The sequence below is a fragment of the Niveispirillum sp. FG156 genome (assembly GCF_057809555.1).
Map to the genome: position 1 here is coordinate 65,585 of NZ_JBMDKE010000016.1, position 18,998 is coordinate 84,582.

At 65.8% G+C, this 18,998-nt stretch carries 24 protein-coding genes; 15 read left to right on the forward strand and 9 right to left on the reverse strand.

Going from position 1 to position 18,998, the window contains the following annotated elements; translation table 11 throughout:
- Positions 1 to 62: 62 nt before the first annotated feature.
- The 3 genes from ACODSP_RS11915 to ACODSP_RS11925 all read left to right on the forward strand — a co-directional run bounded on the left by ACODSP_RS11915 (position 63) and on the right by ACODSP_RS11925 (position 2,434).
- Positions 63 to 230 (forward strand): hypothetical protein, encoded by a 168-nt coding sequence (locus tag ACODSP_RS11915; RefSeq protein ID WP_488965814.1) that lies wholly within the window; start codon positions 63 to 65, stop codon positions 228 to 230.
- Between the two features lie 156 nt (positions 231 to 386).
- Entirely contained in the window at positions 387 to 1,667 is a 1,281-nt protein-coding gene (locus tag ACODSP_RS11920; RefSeq protein ID WP_488965815.1) for a hypothetical protein, read from the forward strand.
- Entirely contained in the window at positions 1,664 to 2,434 is a 771-nt protein-coding gene (locus ACODSP_RS11925) for a hypothetical protein (protein WP_488965816.1), read from the forward strand. The genes ACODSP_RS11920 and ACODSP_RS11925 overlap by 4 nt, the downstream gene beginning before the upstream one ends.
- Positions 2,435 to 2,605: 171 nt before the next feature.
- On the opposite strand, the gene ACODSP_RS11930 is transcribed toward ACODSP_RS11925, so the two are convergent.
- The 4 genes from ACODSP_RS11930 to fdxA form a co-directional block, all read right to left on the reverse strand.
- Positions 2,606 to 3,493, reverse strand: coding sequence for an RNA polymerase factor sigma-32 (locus ACODSP_RS11930; protein ID WP_488965817.1), 888 nt, complete (start codon positions 3,491 to 3,493; stop codon positions 2,606 to 2,608).
- A gap of 97 nt (positions 3,494 to 3,590) precedes the next feature.
- Complete coding sequence (locus ACODSP_RS11935) at positions 3,591 to 4,409, reverse strand: metallophosphoesterase family protein (RefSeq protein ID WP_054168791.1); 819 nt, start codon at positions 4,407 to 4,409, stop codon at positions 3,591 to 3,593.
- 147 nt (positions 4,410 to 4,556) lie between these two features.
- Complete coding sequence (locus ACODSP_RS11940) at positions 4,557 to 5,057, reverse strand: CarD family transcriptional regulator (RefSeq protein WP_054168790.1); 501 nt, start codon at positions 5,055 to 5,057, stop codon at positions 4,557 to 4,559.
- 388 nt (positions 5,058 to 5,445) lie between these two features.
- Positions 5,446 to 5,778: a ferredoxin FdxA gene (gene fdxA / locus ACODSP_RS11945; protein ID WP_054168789.1), complete on the reverse strand. Its 333-nt coding sequence runs from the start codon at positions 5,776 to 5,778 to the stop codon at positions 5,446 to 5,448.
- A 156-nt stretch (positions 5,779 to 5,934) separates the two neighbouring features.
- Here fdxA and ACODSP_RS11950 point away from each other — a divergent pair, with 156 nt between their 5' ends.
- From ACODSP_RS11950 to ACODSP_RS11965, 4 genes are all read left to right on the forward strand, one after another.
- A complete protein-coding gene (locus tag ACODSP_RS11950; RefSeq protein WP_488965818.1) occupies positions 5,935 to 6,543 on the forward strand; it encodes a DUF938 domain-containing protein in 609 nt (202 codons plus the stop codon).
- 330 nt (positions 6,544 to 6,873) lie between these two features.
- Positions 6,874 to 7,641: a molybdate ABC transporter substrate-binding protein gene (modA, locus tag ACODSP_RS11955; RefSeq protein WP_488965819.1), complete on the forward strand. Its 768-nt coding sequence runs from the start codon at positions 6,874 to 6,876 to the stop codon at positions 7,639 to 7,641.
- Positions 7,641 to 8,339 carry a molybdate ABC transporter permease subunit gene (gene modB, locus ACODSP_RS11960; RefSeq protein WP_488965820.1) on the forward strand — a complete coding sequence of 233 codons (699 nt, stop codon included), beginning with the start codon at positions 7,641 to 7,643 and terminating at the stop codon, positions 8,337 to 8,339. Before modA ends, modB begins: the two co-directional genes overlap by 1 nt.
- Complete coding sequence (locus ACODSP_RS11965) at positions 8,332 to 8,976, forward strand: ATP-binding cassette domain-containing protein (RefSeq protein WP_488965821.1); 645 nt, start codon at positions 8,332 to 8,334, stop codon at positions 8,974 to 8,976. The genes modB and ACODSP_RS11965 overlap by 8 nt, the downstream gene beginning before the upstream one ends.
- On the opposite strand, the gene deoC is transcribed toward ACODSP_RS11965, so the two are convergent.
- Together deoC and cdd are read right to left on the reverse strand one after the other, a co-directional pair.
- The gene (gene deoC, locus ACODSP_RS11970; protein WP_488965822.1) at positions 8,970 to 9,749 is read right to left on the reverse strand and encodes a deoxyribose-phosphate aldolase; all 780 of its coding nucleotides are present in this window, start codon (positions 9,747 to 9,749) and stop codon (positions 8,970 to 8,972) included. The genes ACODSP_RS11965 and deoC overlap by 7 nt on opposite strands.
- A gap of 1 nt (position 9,750) precedes the next feature.
- Positions 9,751 to 10,164: a cytidine deaminase gene (cdd, locus tag ACODSP_RS11975; protein ID WP_488965823.1), complete on the reverse strand. Its 414-nt coding sequence runs from the start codon at positions 10,162 to 10,164 to the stop codon at positions 9,751 to 9,753.
- Positions 10,165 to 10,337: 173 nt separating this feature from the next.
- Here cdd and ACODSP_RS11980 point away from each other — a divergent pair, with 173 nt between their 5' ends.
- The gene (locus tag ACODSP_RS11980; protein WP_488965824.1) at positions 10,338 to 11,501 is read left to right on the forward strand and encodes an iron-containing alcohol dehydrogenase; all 1,164 of its coding nucleotides are present in this window, start codon (positions 10,338 to 10,340) and stop codon (positions 11,499 to 11,501) included.
- Between the two features lie 177 nt (positions 11,502 to 11,678).
- On the opposite strand, the gene ACODSP_RS11985 is transcribed toward ACODSP_RS11980, so the two are convergent.
- Entirely contained in the window at positions 11,679 to 12,248 is a 570-nt protein-coding gene (locus tag ACODSP_RS11985) for a L,D-transpeptidase family protein (protein ID WP_488965825.1), read from the reverse strand.
- 8 nt (positions 12,249 to 12,256) lie between these two features.
- On the reverse strand, positions 12,257 to 13,588 hold the full coding sequence (locus ACODSP_RS11990; RefSeq protein WP_488965826.1) for a penicillin-binding protein activator: 1,332 nt from the start codon (positions 13,586 to 13,588) through the stop codon (positions 12,257 to 12,259).
- Positions 13,589 to 13,619: 31 nt separating this feature from the next.
- Between ACODSP_RS11990 and rsmI the strand changes: the two genes are divergently transcribed.
- Positions 13,620 to 14,579, forward strand: a complete 960-nt coding sequence (gene rsmI / locus ACODSP_RS11995; RefSeq protein ID WP_488965827.1) for a 16S rRNA (cytidine(1402)-2'-O)-methyltransferase — start codon at positions 13,620 to 13,622, stop codon at positions 14,577 to 14,579.
- Positions 14,563 to 14,946 (forward strand): YraN family protein, encoded by a 384-nt coding sequence (locus tag ACODSP_RS12000; protein WP_054168783.1) that lies wholly within the window; start codon positions 14,563 to 14,565, stop codon positions 14,944 to 14,946. Before rsmI ends, ACODSP_RS12000 begins: the two co-directional genes overlap by 17 nt.
- Before the next feature lies 1 nt (position 14,947).
- On the opposite strand, the gene ACODSP_RS12005 is transcribed toward ACODSP_RS12000, so the two are convergent.
- Positions 14,948 to 16,270, reverse strand: a complete 1,323-nt coding sequence (locus ACODSP_RS12005; protein WP_488965828.1) for an RsmB/NOP family class I SAM-dependent RNA methyltransferase — start codon at positions 16,268 to 16,270, stop codon at positions 14,948 to 14,950.
- A gap of 136 nt (positions 16,271 to 16,406) precedes the next feature.
- On the opposite strand from ACODSP_RS12005, the gene msrA reads away from it, so the two are divergent.
- The 5 genes from msrA (at position 16,407) to ACODSP_RS12030 (ending at position 18,992) form a co-directional block, all read left to right on the forward strand.
- Positions 16,407 to 16,916 carry a peptide-methionine (S)-S-oxide reductase MsrA gene (gene msrA / locus ACODSP_RS12010; protein WP_488965829.1) on the forward strand — a complete coding sequence of 170 codons (510 nt, stop codon included), beginning with the start codon at positions 16,407 to 16,409 and terminating at the stop codon, positions 16,914 to 16,916.
- A gap of 74 nt (positions 16,917 to 16,990) precedes the next feature.
- A complete protein-coding gene (locus tag ACODSP_RS12015) occupies positions 16,991 to 17,269 on the forward strand; it encodes a YciI family protein (protein ID WP_488965830.1) in 279 nt (92 codons plus the stop codon).
- 125 nt (positions 17,270 to 17,394) lie between these two features.
- Positions 17,395 to 17,808 (forward strand): EVE domain-containing protein, encoded by a 414-nt coding sequence (locus tag ACODSP_RS12020; protein WP_488965831.1) that lies wholly within the window; start codon positions 17,395 to 17,397, stop codon positions 17,806 to 17,808.
- 10 nt (positions 17,809 to 17,818) lie between these two features.
- Positions 17,819 to 18,640: a class I SAM-dependent methyltransferase gene (locus ACODSP_RS12025; RefSeq protein ID WP_488965832.1), complete on the forward strand. Its 822-nt coding sequence runs from the start codon at positions 17,819 to 17,821 to the stop codon at positions 18,638 to 18,640.
- A gap of 4 nt (positions 18,641 to 18,644) precedes the next feature.
- On the forward strand, positions 18,645 to 18,992 hold the full coding sequence (locus ACODSP_RS12030; RefSeq protein ID WP_488965833.1) for a Rieske (2Fe-2S) protein: 348 nt from the start codon (positions 18,645 to 18,647) through the stop codon (positions 18,990 to 18,992).
- The last annotated feature ends 6 nt before the right edge of the window (positions 18,993 to 18,998 follow it).

Below are 18,998 nucleotides of genomic sequence, written 5' to 3' on the forward strand. Positions count from 1 at the left end.
AGGTGACGCAGACCGGCACCAGTGATATTCTATGAACGCCGACGGGATATTGGAGTTCAGAAATGACCAAGACCCAGTTTGAAACCATCAAGGACGCGCTGGCGGAATATACCCGCAAGGCGACCACATCGGCACAGCAGGCCCGTAAGACCTTGGTTCGCGAAGGCATCTATGACCGCGACGGCAAATTAAACGCCAATTACCGCGAAGAGCAGACGACAGCCTCCTGACGGCCCCCAAAATCCGTCCAAATCATGGCGGAAGGCCTCCCGGATACCGGCTTAAATGGCCCCTTCCGGCCCGGCCCCGTCCTTGCCGCCCCATAATCGACATGAAATGCTCTTTTCCTCAAAGGGGCACCACGCCTCAACCTTCGGGGGAGCGGGATGGCGAACCGGGTGAAGCAGATGGCCGACATGCATATCGGTCGGCATCTGAGCTATAGCGACAGCGAGCGGCGGGCGGATGAGACGCGCGGGGCCCGCGACGGGGAGAAGGGCTTCCCGCCGCTGGATGCGCCGCAGAACCCCGTGCAGGATCAGGTGCTGGCCCAGGTCACCGCCGATTTCGCCGCCTATGAGAAGGCGCGCCTGACCTATCTGTCGGAACTGGACATCGCCGAGCAGCAGAAGCTGAAGGAACGGGACGAGGGTCTGGTCAATCGCCGCCGCACCCTGCAGGATGAAAAACAGCGCGCCCTGAACGACCTGTCACACAAGGTCGGGCCCGACAGCCCCGCATTCCGCGACCTGACCGAACGCAAGTCGGAAGCCGTCGCCACCGTCGCCCGGTTGCAGGCGGAACTGGCCCGGCCCCTGCGTGTCTCCATGGTCTGGGCCTATCCGTTCCTGATGCTGCTGGTCTGTCTGGCCGAGGTGCCGGTCAACCGCATGGCGTTCGAATTCTTCTTTCAGGAAACGCCACTTCTCTCCCTGTTCATCTCGCTGATCATCGGCGGAGTGCTGGCCCTGTTCGCGCATTTCATCGGCCTGTGGTTGAAACAGGCGAACCAGCATGAACGGATGCAGGCGCGGCTTTCCTATTACGCCGGTGCCGCCGTTCTGGCCGGCCTGTCGGGCACGCTGGTCTATTTCATCGCGGCGGTGCGCGAACATTTCCTGCGCCTGCTGGAGGCGGACACCAACAGCTCCTTCGCCGATCTGCTGCGCCAGGGCGACCTGACCAGCACGGCGGCGCAGGTGACCGGCACCGAACTGGGTTCCGCCGGCTGGACCCTGCTGGTCATCAATCTAGTGATCCTGACGGTCGGCGTCGTTGCATCCTTCGTGCGGCATGATCCGCACCCGGATTATGAACGCCTGACCCGCAAGGCCGAAAAGGCCCGCAAGCGCGTGACCCGCCGGGAAACCGACTATAACAAGCAGCGCATGCAGGCAAGCCGCAAGTATGACGACATGATCGCAGCATTGAACCGGCAGATCGAACAGTTGGAAAAGGACATCGCCACCATCCAGGCCGACCGCAAATCCGCCGGCGCCGATTATGAACAGAGCCTGCGCCAGCTGGGCATGAACAGCCATAACCGGCTGATCAATTACCGCATCGGCAATCTGCGCGCCCGCAGCGACGGCACGCCTGCCTGCCTGCGCGAAATCCCATCCGCCTTGCAGATCAGTGCGCAATTGCTGCGGGCGGTGCGGGGATGAGGCTGGGGCGGCTCCTGCTTATCCTGGCGCTGCTGGCCGGTCTGGCGCCCGCCGCCCCGGCCGCGCGGCAGGATTACTGCAAGCAGGGCACGGGCACCGTCGCCCTGCTGGTGGATCGCACCACCCAGTATGACCAGCAGGATATCGACATCCTGATCGCGGGTCTTGACCGGTTCGTAGGCGAGTTGAAGCCCGGTGACCGGCTGGTGGTCCATACCATCACCGACGATTATGCGGCGTCTGCCCGCAAGTTTGAGGAATGCGTGCCCGGCTGCCCCGAAGGCGGCGGCCTGACCGACTGGATCATGGCCACCTGCAAGCCGACCGTCGCCAAGGCGGAAAACCGAGAGTTCAAACGCCGGCTGGCCCAGGTGCTGATCGGCATGCTGAAAGAGAAGCAGGCCTATCCACGCTCTGAAATCCTGCGCACCATCGGCAATGTCGCCGAAACCTGGAAACCGCGCGGCCTGAACCGGATGATCGTCTTCTCCGACCTTCTGGAACATTCCGACGTACTGCCCTACACGGCCCTGTCGGAGGGGCAGCCCGCAAAGAACCTGCGCACCGTCACCGATCAACGGCTTCTGGCGCCGCTGTCACAGGTGCAAGTCGACATGTTCGGCTTTGGCCGGGGCCATGACCCCGGCCGCAAGTCCCTGCCCCGCCCCGTGGAGAACCGGGTGCGGGATTTCTGGACCGCCTACCTGAAGGCCAGCGGCGCCAGCAGCATCCGCATCGGCCTCTGGTATGGGGGGCACGGAGAATAGGAATTGTGACCGGTGGGCTTGTCATTGCGGTTATGTAGCGCGGATTAGGCGTCAGCCGTAATCCGCGGGACCCCGTCTCCAGCGTCGCTCCGCGGATTACGCTGACGCTAATCCGCGCTACGATCACGCCGTGAGCTATGATTTCAAGCCGCCGGCTGGTCTAACCACCCCTCACGCCTCCATAAACAGATCGCGGCCATCGGCCACGCGCTTCATCATGCTGGCGCGCAGCTTGTTCATGGCGCGGCTTTCCAGCTGGCGGACGCGTTCCTTGGACACGCCAAGCGCACGGCCCAGTTCTTCCAGCGTCGCCCCTTCGTCGCGCAGGCGGCGTTCGGCGATGATCTGACGTTCGCGCGGCGACAGTTCGCCCAGCGCTTCGGCCAGCCACTTTGACCGCATGCGCCCGTCGCGCATACCGATCACCACATCCTCGGGGTTGGGGCGGCTGTCGGGCAGGATGTCCTGCCATTCCGCTTCGCCATCCATGACCATGGTGGCATTCAACGACTGGTCACAGGCGGCCAGCCGCATCTCCATCGTCTCTACCTCCCGCGCGTCGATATCCAGTTCGCGGGCAATCTGCTGGCGCGCATCGGTGGACAAATGGTCGGACGACGGATTGTCGGCGATCTTGGCGCGCAGGCGGCGCAGGTTGAAAAACAGCGATTTCTGCGCCGCCGTGGTGCCGGTACGCACGATGGACCAGTTGCGCAGGATATGGTCCTGCATGGCCGACCGGATCCACCAAGCCGCATAAGTGGAAAAACGCACGTCGCGCTGTGGTTCGAACCGGCCTGCCGCCTGCATCAGGCCGACATTGCCTTCCTGCACCAGATCGCCCATGGGAATGCCATAGTGGCGGAAACGCGTGGCGGTGGAGATCACGAGACGGGTATAGGAACGCACCAGCTCATGCAGCGCCTTCTCGTCCCCCTTTTCCCGCCAGCGGCGGGCCAGATCCAACTCGTGATCACGGGCCAGCAGCGGTTCTTTCATCGAGGCGCGGATGAAAGCCAGGTTGGCACGCTGGGTTTCAGGATCGTCGATGGACGCCATCGGTCACTCTCCGTCGCTGGATCAGGGGGGCATCTGCCCTTGCATGATCCTTGTTACGGAGGCGAAGGACGGTTGGATCAACCGTGCTGAAAATTTTTCAGGCTTCGGCCAGTTCCAGCATCTGCCCGTCGGGGGCAAAGCAGGCGCAGATCAGGCGGCCACCGAAACCGGCCCCGCCATCCAGGCTGGCCGTGAAATCGGTGACGGTCGGGCCCGGCCCATGGGTCGGGTCATAACCGCGCACGACACGGCGGAAACCATTATAGGGTTCCACAATGCGGGCAAAGGAACTGCCGCCCCACCAGAAGATGTCGGCCTGCATATGCAGCGGCTTGGCCGGGTCCAGCCCGGCATTGACGAACAGCAGCTCCGTCGGTGCCCCGTCCGGCGCACTGGTATAGGCGCAGCGGCGCACCGCACTCAGCAGATTGTCATGGCCGGGTGCAGCCCGCATGGCGGCGCGCAGTTCTCCGGTCCAGCGGGCCAGGGTCACGGCCCCTTCCTTGGCCGACACCAGCCCATACTGGGCATTGCCGCCATAGGCCGCGAGCGTGGTGTCCAGCCCCTGCCCGATCATCCATTGCAGAACGGCGGCAGGATCGGGCGCGAACTGAAGCTGCAACAGCTTCTGCCACATCTCCTCCTGCCCGCCACGAAGATAGACGATGTCGGTCGCCACCACGCCACGCCGCGCCATGATCTCGCGCCGGAAGGACAGCAACTCCTCAATCGTCTCGCGTACGGCCACGCCCCGGCCGATCATGTTGCCCAGATAGACCAGACGGTCACCGGGCAGGAAGCGCTTGCCGACATCATCATGCAGGGCCGCCAGACGCGCCGCCTCGCCATGGATGGCACCCACCGCCCACACGCGGCGTGGCCGACCCAGCAAGGCATATTTGCGATCATCCGACATGAGGTCCCGGCAGGTTTTTCTTGGCACCGCCAGTGTAGGGCGTGCGGCGGCGCAAAAAAAGGGGCGTTCAACAAGTGAACGCCCCTTTCATACTAAATATCCCGATTTTTTAACAGCGGGATGCTTGATCTTGTGGGTGTACCCCGATCAAGCCGCCTTGCTCAGCACGGCTTCCAGCTTTTCAGTGGCCTTGCGCTCGTCGATCTTCTCGACGACGGCCAGCTCACGAGCCAGACGCTCCAATGCTGCATGATAAATCTGACGCTCGCTGTAGGACTGGTCGGACTGGTCCTCACCGCGATACAGGTCGCGCACGACCTCCGCGATGGAAACAGGGTCGCCGGAATTGATCTTCGCTTCATATTCCTGGGCGCGGCGGCTCCACATGATGCGCTTGATCTTGCTGGGGCCCTGCAGGGTCTCCATGGCGGCCTTGATCCGGTCCTTGGTGGACAGGCGGCGCAGGCCGGAAGCCTTGGCCTTCGCCACCGGAACCTTCAACGTCATCCGTTCCTTTTCGAACTGGATGGCGTACAGCGTCACGCTCATGTCGGCGATGCTGTGAGTCTCGATCCCGATGATCTGTCCCACGCCGTGGGCCGGATACACAACGTGATCCCCGGTGGTGAAATCTAGGCTTTCGGACATGTCGGTTGCTCTCTTCTTCCGCGCGGGGCGGCGCGCCACGGGAACAAAAATGATAGGGGCCCCGACCGCACAGGCAGCGGGACCTCTCCTGACGAAACACTACGATGGCGAAAGCGGTCGGCACATCAAGCCACGATCACGGGCGCCGTGCCGATCCTCGCTCGACTGAATATAGTCGATGTTACGTCCACATGACAGAGGCGGAACGCGTTGTTCGCCATAAGTTCCGCGCAGAGCGCGTTATGTCGGTCATGCGCCCATCGCATGGGCATTAGCGGACTTCTTAACCACCGGTCAATGATTTTTGCCGGTGGCCACTTCTGGGGCCTCATCAAACTGCCGAGGGCGGTGGATGCCGCCGCCCGGCGCCTGAGGGAACAATAAATCCTTACTTCCCCGGCTTGGGGCTGAAATGCTTCTCGAACTTGTCGGGCACACCCTTCCACGCGTCGGCGTCGGGCAGCGGGTCCTTGCGGCGGTTGATGACGGGCCACTGCCCGGCATATTCGCGGTTCATGGCCAGCCACTGTTCGGCGCGCGGGTCAGTGTCGGGCAGGATGGCCTCGGCGGGGCATTCCGGCTCGCACACGCCGCAATCGATGCATTCATCGGGATGGATGACCAGCGTGTTCTCACCCTCGTAGAAGCAGTCGACAGGACAGACTTCAACGCAGTCGGTGTATTTGCACTTGATGCAGGCCTCGGTAACGACGTAGGGCATCCCCGGAACTCCAAAAAGCGTGGCGCACGCAATCGATATAATCAGCGCCACAGGTAGACAATCCGACAGACGCGCGCAACTGCTTGCTTGGTCTGACCCGGCATGCAGGACGAAATGGGCTTGGCGCATCGGCCCCCGCCCCCTACCTTTGGCCCTATGATGATTGATGAAAAACGCCACGCCCCCGCCACGCTGCGCAACCGGCAACCGCTGCTGGATGCCCTGCGCCCGCATCTGCCGGAAACCGGCCTGCTGCTGGAAATCGCCAGCGGCAGCGGGGAACATGCGGTTTTCCTGGCCGAAAACCTGCCGGCCCTGACGTTACAGCCCAGCGACCCCGACGAGGACGCTCGCGCCAGCATCCGCGCTTGGGCGGGTGAGACCGGCCTGGCCAACCTGCGCCCACCATTGGCGCTCGACGCCGCCCGTCTCGATACCTGGCCCGATATCCGGCCCGACGCCATCTTGTGCGTGAACATGATCCATATCGCACCCTGGGATGCCGCCATCGGCCTGTTCACGGGTGCGGGCCGTCTGCTGCAACCGGGTGCGCCGCTCTGCCTTTACGGCCCTTATAAGCGGGGTGGGCAGCATACAGCCGACAGCAATGCCGCCTTCGATGCCGACCTGAAGGCCCGCAACCCGGCCTGGGGCGTGCGCGACCTGGAACGGGTGGCGGACCTTGCCGCCGCCAACGGCTTCACCGGGCCGGAGATCATCCAGATGCCCGCCAACAACCTGACCGTCATCTTCCACCGCACCTGACCGGGGACGGCAGAGGCGGCGGAATGGCTGACTTTCCGACCGTTCTCTGCTACACTCGGTTTCTCAACGCCCCTTCCCTGTCCGCCGCAATCCGACGCCATTGGCGTTCGGATCGGGTACGGCGTGAACCATGAAACACCCTCTTATTTTCTGTTACATCCGGTTGCACGGGCACCCGCATTCGGAGGGGCGAAGGCCCAAGCTCTGAAACACCCCTATGTTTTCTGTTGCATCTGGTTGCACGGGGTCAGGATCGCGCCAACAGCCTCGTTGTATTTCACCAGACATAACGATAATCTGCCGCCACCTTCTTTCAGGTCAGGATGCATCATGGCCCGTTTCCGTCTTTCCTCCTTTATCCTGGCCCTGTCGCTGGCCTTCGCACCGGCGGCCTGGGCAAAGGACACGACCGTCTATGCTGCGGCCAGCCTGAAGACGGCATTGGATGAGGCATTGGTGGCCTACAAGGCGCAGACGGGCAGCACCGCCACCGCCGCCTATGCCGCCAGTTCCGCCCTCGCCAAACAGATCGAGGCGGGGGCACCGGCGGATATCTTCATCTCCGCCGATCAGGAATGGATGGATTATCTGGTCAAGGCCGGGCTGGTACAGGCCGACAGCCGCTTCACCTTCCTGGGCAATCAGCTGGTGCTGGTCATGGAACGGTCGCAGGCAAGGCGCCTGACCATTGATGGCAATCTGGATATCGCCGCCCTGTTGAAGGGTCAGCGGCTGGCCGTGGGCGATGTCAATGCCGTGCCGGCAGGCCGCTATGCCAAGGCGGCACTGACCAAGCTGGGCTTGTGGGCCAAGGTGTCAGACAGGCTGGCACCTGCCGAAAATGTCCGCGCCGCCCTGGCGCTGGTGGCGCGGGGGGAGGCCGGGGCCGGCATCGTCTATGCCACCGACGCGCGGGTTGAACCCGGCGTGGCCATTGTCGGCGTCTTTCCCGCCGACAGCCATCCCCCGATTGAGTATCCTGTGGCTCTGCTGAAGGGGGCGGACAAGGCCGCCACCCAGCCGCTGCTGGACTTCCTGAAGACAGACGAAGGGCGGCGTCACTTCATCAATCAGGGCTTCACGGTGCTGACCAACTAATGGGGACCTTCACGGCGGAGGAAATGACGGCCATCTGGCTGTCGGTGCAGGTGGCCTGCTGGGCCACCGCCGTCAGCCTGGGGCCGGGCATCCTGGTCGCCTGGCTGCTGGCCCGCCGGTCCTTTCCGGGGCGTATCCTCTTGGATGCGCTGGTGCATCTGCCCCTGGTCCTGCCGCCGGTCGTCACAGGCTATCTGTTGCTGCTGCTGTTCGGGCGCAAGGGGCCGGTGGGGCAGGTGCTGGCCGAATTCGGGATCGTGCTGGCCTTCAACTGGACCGGGGCCGTGCTGGCCTGTTCGGTCATGGCCTTCCCCCTGCTGGTCCGCGCCATCCGCCTATCGATGGAGGCGGTGGATACACGGCTGGAGGATGCGGCGGCTGGCCTGGGCGCCCCGCCCTGGGCCGTGTTCCTGACCGTCACCCTGCCTCTGTCCCTGCCGGGCATCCTGTCGGGCGCCATCCTGTGCTTTGCCAAGGCGTTGGGGGAATTCGGGGCCACCATCACCTTCGTCGCGGCCATTCCCGGCGTGACCCAGACCCTGCCCGCCGCCATCTATGGCCTGACCCAGGTGCCGGGCGGCGACGCGGCGGCCCTGCGCCTGACCCTGGTCGCAGCATTGATCGCCGTCATCGCGGTAACGGCCAGCGAATTGCTGGCGCGCCGCGTGCGCCGGCGGGTGGAGGGGCGGGATGCTTGACCTGTCGCTGACCCACCGGATCGGCACCTTTACCCTGACCGCTGATCTCTCCATCGGCCCCGGCGTCACCGCCATCACCGGCCCGTCGGGGGCCGGCAAGACCACGCTTCTATCCCTGATCGCGGGCCTGTCGCGGCCCGCTGCGGGGCGGATCGTGCTGGATGGCAAGGTCCTGGTCGATACGGAAAGCCGTACCTGGCTGCCCCCCCACCGCCGCCATATCGGGCAGGTGTTTCAGGAGGCGCGCCTGTTCCCCCACCTCAATGTCCGCCATAATCTTCTCTATGGACGGCTGTTTGGTGGACGCAGGACGACGGGACCGACCCTGGATACTATCATCGACCTGCTGGATATCGCCCCCCTGCTGCACCGCCGCCCCCGCGACCTGTCGGGCGGCGAACGCCAACGCGTGGCCATCGGGCGGGCGCTGCTGTCCAACCCGGCGCTGCTGCTGCTGGATGAACCCCTTTCGGCCCTGGACCCCGCCCGCAAGGCCGAACTGCTGCCCTACCTGCAACGCCTGCGCGACGGCACCGGCCTGCCCATGCTCTACGTCACCCACCAGCGCGAAGAGGTGGCCGCCCTGGCCACCGCGTGGCTGCGGGTCGAGCAGGGGGTTGTGGCGATGGATCAATAACCCACCGTCACCCTCGTCTCTGGCCCATGGCCCAACACCCCCAGCAGCGCATCCAGCAGACCCGATGCGCCAAAGCGGAAGGTCGCGGGCGATGCCCAGCCCGGCCCACAGATCTCATCCGCCAGGGCCAGATACTGGGCCGCGGTCTCGACATCGCGGATGCCGCCCGACGCCTTGAAGCCCACGGGCCGCCCGGCCGCGCGGCAGGCAGACAGCATGATGCGGGCCGCCCCCGGCGTGGCGCCCGCCGGCACCTTGCCGGTGGAGGTTTTCAGAAAATCCGCCCCGGCGTCCACCGCCACCTGGGCGGCGCGTTCGATCAGGGCCGGCTTGGCCAGCGCCCCACTTTCAAGGATGACCTTCATGGTCGCAGACCCGCACGCCTCCCGGCAGGCGGCCAGATGGTCCGCCGCCCGCTGGTCCCCGCCCATGCCGGACATCACGGCGGCATAGGGCATGACCACGTCGATCTCGTCCGCCCCATCGGCCAGGGCGCGGGCGATCTGGTCCACCACCTTGTCCACCGGCAGCGACCCGCCGGGGAAATTGACCACCGTCGCCACCTTCACAGCGCTGCCGGCCAACGCTTGTTTCGCCTGCGGAATGAATGACGGCCAGAGGCAGACCGCCGCCACATTCCCCGCCGGCGTCACCGCCCTGGCACACAGGGCGGCGGTGCTGTCGGCGTCATCCGCGTCATTCAGGCTGGTCAGATCCAGCAATGGCAGGACACGAAGGGCAATATCAACAAGGGTCATTTCGGTACCGGACATATCAGAACCCCAGATTGTCGGGACCAAAGCTGAAGGGCAGCAACTCGCCCAGGGTGAAGCTGCGGCGATGGCCGCCGGCATCATAGACATGGATGGGCGTGTCGGGGCCGGCAAATTCCCGGATGCGCTGACGGCAACCGCCGCAGGGCGTACAGATCAGGCCGGACCCGGCCTCCCCGCCCACCACCACGATCTCGGCAATGCGGCGGTCACCGGCGGCCACCATCAGGCCGATGGCCGTGGCCTCCGCGCATTGGCCCTGCGGATAGGCGGCATTCTCGACATTGCAGCCGGCATGGATGCGCCCGCTTTCCGACCGGATGGCTGCGCCCACCTTGAACCCCGAATAGGGGGAGTGGGAATGGGCGCGGGTGGCAAGGGCGGCGGCGAACAGGTCGGGGGCGGGGCTGGTCATGGGAACCTTGAAAGATCGGATTGGTCAGGGGGCAGCATAGGCGCTCCCCCGTTCCGGTTCCATATATGAACAAACCGCATCACCCGATGTGCCATTCCCGGCACCAGGGACTTGGCAAGCCTGCCGGCAGGGCCGAACATGCCGGGCGGAAATCAGACAAGGCAGGGGAGAAAATGATGATCGCCACCATCCTGGTGCCACCCATCATGGAAATCGGCGGTGGGGCCGTGCAGCGGCTGACGGGGGTGCTGGCCCGGCTGGGCGTGCGCCGCCCCCTGCTGGTCACCGATCCCTTCATGCGCGACCATGGCCATGCCGACCGGCTGCTGGCCCCACTCCGGGACGCTGGCCTCAATCCCGGCCTGTTTGCCGATACCGTGCCCGACCCGACCACCGATGTAATCACCGCCGGTGCCACCCTCCTGCGCGATGGCGGCTATGACGGCATGATCGCGCTGGGCGGCGGGTCACCCATCGACACGGCCAAGGCCATGGCCGTGCTGGCTGCCAATGGCGGCCGCATGCGCGACTACAAGGTGCCGAACCCGATCCCCAAGCCCTGCATGCCCGTCATCGCCATCCCCACCACCGCCGGCACCGGGTCGGAGGTAACGCGCTTCACCGTCATCACCGACACCGAAACGGACGAGAAGATGCTGATCGCGGGGCCGGGTCTGGTGCCCGCAGCCGCCATCATCGATTATGAACTGACCCTGTCCTGTCCCCCGCGCCTGACCGCCGATACCGGCATTGACGCCCTGACCCATGCCATCGAGGCCTATGTCAGCGTGAAGGCCAGCCCCTTCACCGATGCCATGGCCATCGCCGCCATGGGCCGCATCGCGCCCTGGATCCGCACCGCCTGCGCCGATCCCGCCGATCGGGCCGCGCGGGAGAATATGATGCTGGGGGCGACGCTGGCCGGCATGGCCTTTTCCAACGCATCGGTCGCCCTGGTGCATGGGATGAGCCGGCCCATCGGTGCCTTCTTCCATGTGCCGCACGGCCTGTCCAACGCCATGCTGCTGCCCGCCGTCACGGCCTGGTCACTGCCAGGCGCCATCACCCGCTATGCCGACTGCGCCCGCGCTATTGGGGCGGCGGAACCGGGGCAGGATGACGCGGCGGCGGCGGGCGAACTGGTCGCGGCCCTGCGCCGCCTGAACGCCGACCTGCAGGTCCCCACCCCCAGACAGTACGGCATCGATCCCGCCCGCTGGGACAGCCTGCTGACCCTGATGGCCGAACAGGCGCTGGCGTCGGGCAGCCCCAACAACAATCCACGCGTGCCCAGCGTGGCCGAGATGGTGGCGCTCTATCGGGAAAGCTGGGACTGAGGGGGCCTCGCCCCTCACCCTCCCAAACGCTGGCGCGTTCAGGCCCCTCCCTCTCCCGCCAAACGGGCGAGGGGCGAAATCAAGCTCAACACCAAGTTTCGCCCCTCGCCCACGAAAGTGGGAGAGGGAGGGGCCCATTGGCGCCAGCCAATGGGAGGGTGAGGGAACAACCCCACCTTACAAGAAACAGTCCGGCCCCCGCCCACCCGCCGGGTCGCATGCCGCCATGGCCTGTGGCGACGGCGCGATGACCATGCGGTCACCCGGTTTGGCCGCCGCCAGAATGGGCAGCATGTCGCCCAACTGCACCGCCACACAGCCCGCCGTGGGGCCGTAGCCGGCGTCGGTCAGGTGGAAGAACACGGCACTGCCCATGCCCGGCACCGGCGGATCGTCATTGTGCCCCAGGATGACGATGATGTCGTAGACGAGGCTGTCCAGCCAAAGCTCCTCCCGGCTGGCCGCGAAGGGCAGCTTCACCGGGCGGTTATAGTCGGGAAGGGCGGGGTCATCGCACCAACCATCATCCCGGTTGATCACTGATAGGGGCAGCCCCGTCACGGGCGGGGCCAGCCGGTCGGCGCGGTACAGCACACGGCGCAGGGTGAAGGCCCCGACGGGCGTGCCGCCATCCCCTTCCCGCTTGTCCAGCCGGATGCCCGTCCGCCCCACGGCACAGCGTACGCTGGCGCCGTTCCAGGTCAGGACGTGCTGGCCATCAGCGGCCTTGGCGACATGGATATCCATAGGCACCCTCACGAGGTCGGGGCGGCGGGAACGAAGCTTTGCGGGGCGGGGTCGACCGGGGTGGTACCGGTGCGCGTCACCTCCATCACGGCCAGCCCGCGTTCCGCCGTGCCGGTCGGCAGCAGGCGGAAAATCCCCTCCGCCCCGGCAAAGCCATTGGCATTGGTCAGGGCCGGCACGGTAAAGCCCGCCCCACCCTTGGCCAGTACGGCAGACAGCGCCGTGGCGTCATAGGCCAGGGTGGCCAGCCGGTGCGGGCGATAACCGAAGGTCTGCTGGAACCGCGCCTCGAACGCGTCGCGCCCTTCCGGGGAGGGGGCCGCGAACCAGCCACCAACCAGCGCCGCCTCCCGGCCCAGCCCCGCCTCGTCCCACAGACCGGTGCCCAGCATGCGGACGGGACCTGGATCAATGTCGAAGAAGGGGAACAGGGCCGCCAGTTCGCGCAAGGTCTGCCCGCCTTCGGCAATCAAAACGGCATCGAACGGCAGCGGCCCGAACGTATCGGCATTCGACAGCCGGCGCAATGCTGCCAGCGACTCGGGATCGCCCAGCGCGGTCAGGCGCGCCCGTTCGGCACCCAATGCGGCCTGACGCTGATCGAAATCCGACAGGTTCTTGACCAGTTCGGTCAGGTTGGTGGCACCCGCCGTGTAGCGTTCGACCTTGGTCATCGTCCCACCCGCCTGCTCCACGGCATCGCGCAGCGACTGTACCGCCGCATCGCCATAGGGGGTGGACGGGGCCACCACGCCGAACCGCATCAGGCCGCGCGCGATCGACAGGCCGACCACACGCCGCACCTGTTCCTGCGGCTGGAAACCCAGCGTCCAGACACCGCCGCCCGCCACGTTCCAGTCGCTGGAAAAGGACAGGACAGGCGTGCCGGCCTGGGCCGCCACAGGCTTGACCGCTGCGGCTTCCGCGCCGAACAGGGGGCCCAGGATCACGCCGGCCCCTTCCTCGATCAAACCTTGCGCGGCAGTGGCGGCGATGCCGGGGCTGCCCTGTGTGTCACGGGGCAACAGGGTGAATTTATCGTCCCCCAGATCGAACAGCGCCATCTGTGCGGCGTCCAGCATGGACTGGCCCAGGGCGGCATTGGCACCCGTCAGGGGCAGCAGCAGGCCGACGCGGATCTTATCATCCTTAGGCGCCACCGGCTGTGCGGCCACGGGCGGCGGCAGGGCGGCGGGGGGCGGGGCCACCTGCGGCGGGGGTTGCGGGGTGGGGGCCGGGGCCGGTACGCTGCCAGGGCTGGCGCACCCCGCCAGCAGCCCGACGCAGGCCGCCAGCGTCACCAGCCACGACGCCCCGCGCCGATCTTCCATCCCACGCATTCGGAACCCCTTCCCTTTGACGTCACCCAGCATGGACGACCAACCCGACCAAGACGCCGACCTGGACGGGGAATTCCCCGAGGAAGGCGATGATGATGTGGTGGCGCAGCCTACCGGCAGCGGCGCCATCCGTAAACCTGGGGCGGGGCTTTACATCGTCGCCACCCCCATCGGCAATGCCGGTGACATCACCCTGCGCGCGCTCGACATCCTGCGCGGTGTCGATGCCATCGCGTGCGAGGATACGCGCGTCACCGGCAAATTGCTGCGCCGATACGGCATCCGCACCCGTATGCTGCCCTATCATGACCATAACGCGGCGAAGATGCGCCCGGTCCTGCTGGACCGTATCGCGCAAGGCCAAGCAATCGCCCTAGTGAGCGATGCCGGCACCCCGTTGGTCAGCGATCCGGGTTTCAAACTGGTGCGGGAGGCAAAGGACAGGGGCCTTGCCCTGACCCATCTACCCGGCGCCAATGCCGCCATCACGGCCCTGGTCCTGTCGGGCCTGCCCAGCGACCGGTTCCTGTTCGGCGGCTTCCTGCCCGCCAAATCGGCGGCCCGGCGGACGGAACTGGAGCTGTTCCGCACCCTGCCCGCCACCCTGATCTTCTATGAATCGGCCCAGCGTCTGGCCGAGATGCTGGCCGATGTCGCGGCCAGCCTGGGCAACCGCGAGGTGGCGGTGGCGCGGGAATTGACCAAGCTGTTCGAGGAGGTGCGGCGGGGTCCGGCATCCGACCTGTCCGCGCATTATACCGAGAAGGGGCCGCCCAAGGGTGAGGTGGTGGTGGTCATCGGCCCGCCCGCCGAAGGGGCCGCCGCCAGCGACGCCGCCGATATGGACAGCCTGCTGAAACAGGCGCTGTCCGGCGGGATGAGCGTGCGCGATGCCGCAGCCCATGTCGCCACCATCACGGGCCAGCCCAAGAAACAGGTCTATGCGCGGGCCCTGCAACTGGGGACGGGGGGCCATGGCGCGGTCCCGTGACCAGCTTGACCGCCGCCGCGCCGAACGGCTGGGCCGCATCGCCGAATGGCTGTGCTGCCTGGTCCTGTGGCTGAAGGGCTATCGTATCCTGGCCACCCGCCTGCGCCTGCCCATGGGCGAGATCGACATCATCGCCACCAAGCGCAACGTGCTGGCCGTAGTGGAGGTGAAGGCGCGGCGGAACATGGTCCTGGCCCTGTCCTCCCTGCCGCGCACCAGCTGGCGCCGGCGCTATGCCGCGATCAGCCAGTTCGTGGCCCACCGCCCGCATCTGGCCCATTACGCCATCCGCTTCGACCTGATGGCCGTCCTGCCCCGGCGTCTGCCCCGGCATGTGAAGGATGTGTGGCGGGCGGAGGGGCCGTAACTTACGAAACCCGCCGCAGCCGCGCCGCGAAGAACCCGTCCATGCCGCCGATCTCGGCCAGATGGCCCGGCGTGCAGCGGACATAGCCGTCAGCCGTGATCAGGTCCGAAAGTCCTCCTACCTCATCCGCCGTTACCGGCACCACCTGCATCTCCGGACGGCGGTAGAGCAGATTGGTGATCTGGTTCTCGCCCTCTTCGGCCTGAAGCGAACAGGTGCAATAGACCAGGGTGCCGCCCGGCTTCAACATGTCGACGGCACGATAGAGCAGGCGGGACTGGATACGCCCCAGCTTCTCCACATCCTCTTCCGACTTCAGGCGCGCCACATCCGGGTGGCGGCGGATGGTGCCGGTTGCCGAACAGGGAGCGTCCAGAAGGACGGCATCCGCCACGGCATCGGGCCGCCATTCGGTGGCATCCGCCACCACCGTCGTCACCTGTGCCGCCAAACCCAGACGGGTCATATTCTCCGACAGGCGCACCAGCCGCTTGTCGGACCGGTCCACGGCGATGACGCGGGCGCCGGCTTCCGCCAGCTGCGCCGTCTTGCCGCCGGGTGCGGCACACAGGTCGATGACGTCACGGCCCGTCAGGTCCCCGAACAGGCGGGCGGGGATGGCGGCGGCGGCATCCTGCACCCACCAGCCGCCCTCATCAAAGCCGGACAGTTCCGTCACCTGCCCCCCGGCGGCGCGGCGCAGGCTGCCCGTGGGCAGGACCGTCGCTTCCAGCCGTTCGGCCCAGGCAGCGGCATCACCCTTCACGGTGAGGTCCAGCGGCGCCTCGCCCAGATGCGTCTCCACAATGGCGCGGGTCAGGGCGGTGCCATAGGTCTTGCGCCAGGACAGCCACAGCCAGTCGGGCGTGTTCAGGCGCCCGGCATCCTGTTCGGCCAGGATGCTGACCCGTTCACGGTCCAGACGGCGCAGAACAGCATTGATCAGGCCCTTATAGGGATGCTGCTTGCGCGCCACGGCCAGTTCCACCGCCGTATCCACGGCGGCATGGGCCGGCGTGCCCAGGAACAGCAGCTGTGCCGCACCCAGACGCAGGATATCCTGCACCACGGCCTTCAGCTGTTGGCCCTGCTTGTTCAGGCTGCCCTGGATAGCGGCATCGATCTGGCCCAGACGGCGCAGGGTGGTGGCCACCAGCATCCGCACAAAGGCGCGGTCGCGCGGCTCCAGCGCGCGCAAGGGCCGGCTGGCGTCCCAGGCGTCATCGAACGGCACGCGCTTGGCCAGCACGTTGAACAAAAGGTCAAGGGCCGCCCCGCGCGTCGCAAGCGCGCTATCGGCCGGGCTGGTGGTCGTATCATTCATGGCGTGGGGATTTACCCCGCCCCGCCCCGCTTGTCGAACGCCGATGACGCAAAGGTGCCCGCCGCCCCATACTGGACTTAATCATCACGAGGCACCACATCTACGGGCCGAGCGTTAAGCTGAAAGGAATGACATCATGGCCATCGAACGCGCCATCCTGGCCGGCGGCTGCTTCTGGGGCATGCAGGACCTGATCCGCAAGGTGCCGGGCGTCGTCGCCACCCGTGTCGGCTATGCCGGCGGGGCGCTTGCCAACCCCACCTACAAGGATGTGAAGACGGGCCGCACCGGCCATGCCGAGGCCATCGAGATCAGTTTCGACAATGAGAAGCTGACCTATCGCCGCCTGCTGGAATTCTTCTTCCAGATCCATGACCCGACGACCAGCAACCGTCAGGGCAATGATATCGGCAGCCAGTACCGCTCCGCCATCTTCGTGGAGAACGCGGCCCAGGCCGAAACTGCCCGGCATGTGAAGGCAGAGGTGGATGCCAGCGGCCATTGGCCCGGCAAGGTGGTGACGGAGATTACCGATGCCGGCCCCTTCTGGGAGGCGGAGGATTTCCACCAGGATTATCTGGAACGCACGCCCAACGGCTATACCTGCCACTGGGTGCGCCCCGACTGGGTCCTGACGGGCCGGTGACGGCTCTGCCCTGGACGGGGCGCGCCGCTGCGGCTAAAGCATGGGGTGGACATCGTAACCGACAGGGTCACCCCATGCTGTTCGCCATTTCCTGCCTCGATCATCCGAATTCCCTGGACCTGCGCTTGGCCAACCGCCCGACGCATCTGGACTATCTGAATTCCTATCTGGCGCAGATCGTCATCGCCGGCCCCCTGCTGGACGATGCCGGGGAGAAGCCGGTAGGCAGCCTGCTGGTCATGGATTTCGCCGACAAGGCCAGTGCCGAGGCCTTCGCCGCCGGCGACCCCTATGCCAAGGCCGGGCTGTTCCAGTCGGTCAGCATCCGCCCCTATCGCAAGGTTCTGCCGTAAGCGTCCGTAGGTCAGGTCGAGGCGTTAGTCTCGCCCTGACAGAAAAGGCTTACATCCATTACTGTCAGGGCTCGCGCACAGCGCTCGACCTGACCTACTAAATTTTTCGCCGCGGGGAACACACTATGGCCTATTGGCTGGTGAAGTCCGAACCGTTCAAATATGCTTGGGACAAGTTCGTGGCCGATGGCCGCACCCATTGGGATGGTGTGCGCAATCATCAGGCGGCCCTGAACCTGAAGACCATGAAGGTCGGCGACCGGGCCTTCTTCTATCACTCCAATGAGGGGCTGGAGATTGTCGGCATCGCGGAGATCGTGCGCGAGGCCTATCCCGACCCGTCCGACCCCGCTGGCCGTTTCGTAATGGTCGATCTGAAACCTGTGATGCCAGTGAAGACCCCCGTCACCCTGAAGCAGATGAAGGGTGATCCGGCCCTGGCCGAGATGCAGCTGATCAAGCAATCGCGCCTATCCGTCTGCCCCGTCACCGATGATCAATGGGCCCATATCTGTGCCCTGGCCGGAATTACAGCGTGAGGGCAGGGTGATGGATGAGCAGAACTGGTTGGACGCCAACCGCACCAACTGGGACGAGCGCGTCGCCATCCACCTGAAGGACGATACCGGAGCCTACCGCATGGCGGATTTCCGCGCCGGGGCGGATACCCTGTACGCCATCGAATCGGCGGAGGTGGGAGATGTGGCGGGCAGGAGGCTGGTCCACCTGCAATGCCATTTCGGGCAGGATACCCTGACACTTGCCCGGCGGGGGGCCATCGCCACGGGGCTGGATTTCTCCCCCGCTGCCATCGCCGCCGCTCGCGCACTGTCGGCAGAGGTAGGGGTGGCCGCCACCTTCGTGGAGGGCAGCGTCTATGATGCCCCAACCCTGATCCGTGACCGGTTCGATATCGCCTATGTCACCTGGGGGGCCATAAACTGGCTGCCCGATATTGGTCGTTGGGCCGGGGTGGTGGCGGAAATGCTGGTGCCGGGCGGTCGCTTGTACCTGGCGGAATCCCACCCGGCCATCCTGCCTTTTGAAGAGGTGGACGGCATCATCCGGCCCCAATACGACTGGCACACACCTCGGGACCGACCGGTGGTGACGGATGACGCCACCACTTACACCGGATCAGCGGAGAAAATCCGCAGTACCCGGAACTATGAGTGGCTGCACCCGATCTCCGCCATCGTCACGGGGCTGATCGCTGCCGGCCTGCGGATCGACTTCCTGCACGAGCATGAGGAACTACCCTACCGGCTTTATCCCTGTATGGTGCCGTCCGGCCATACCGGCATGTACCGCCTGCCGGACGGGATGCCGCGCCTGCCCCTGTCATTCTCCCTCCAGGCGACGAAGGGCTAACCGGATGGAACAATCGACGGCACCGCACCCCCTCTGCCGGATGGAGGAGATCCCCGACGGCACGGCACGCGGCTTCGACTGGCCGAAGAGTGAGGTGAAGGTGAAAATCCTGGTGGCCCGCAAGGGCGACAGGGTCTTCGGCTACCGCAATGCCTGCCCGCATGTCGGCGTGCCCCTGGAAATGGACCAGGACGATTTCATGAGCATTGATGGTCGCTGGCTTCAGTGCAGCACGCACGGTGCCCAGTTCCGGGTGGAAGATGGCATGTGCATCATCGGCCCCTGCGCGGGCCGCCCGCTGCGGTCGGTGCCGTTGACCGTCACGGATGGCGTGGTGGCGGTGGGGGAATAGCCCCCG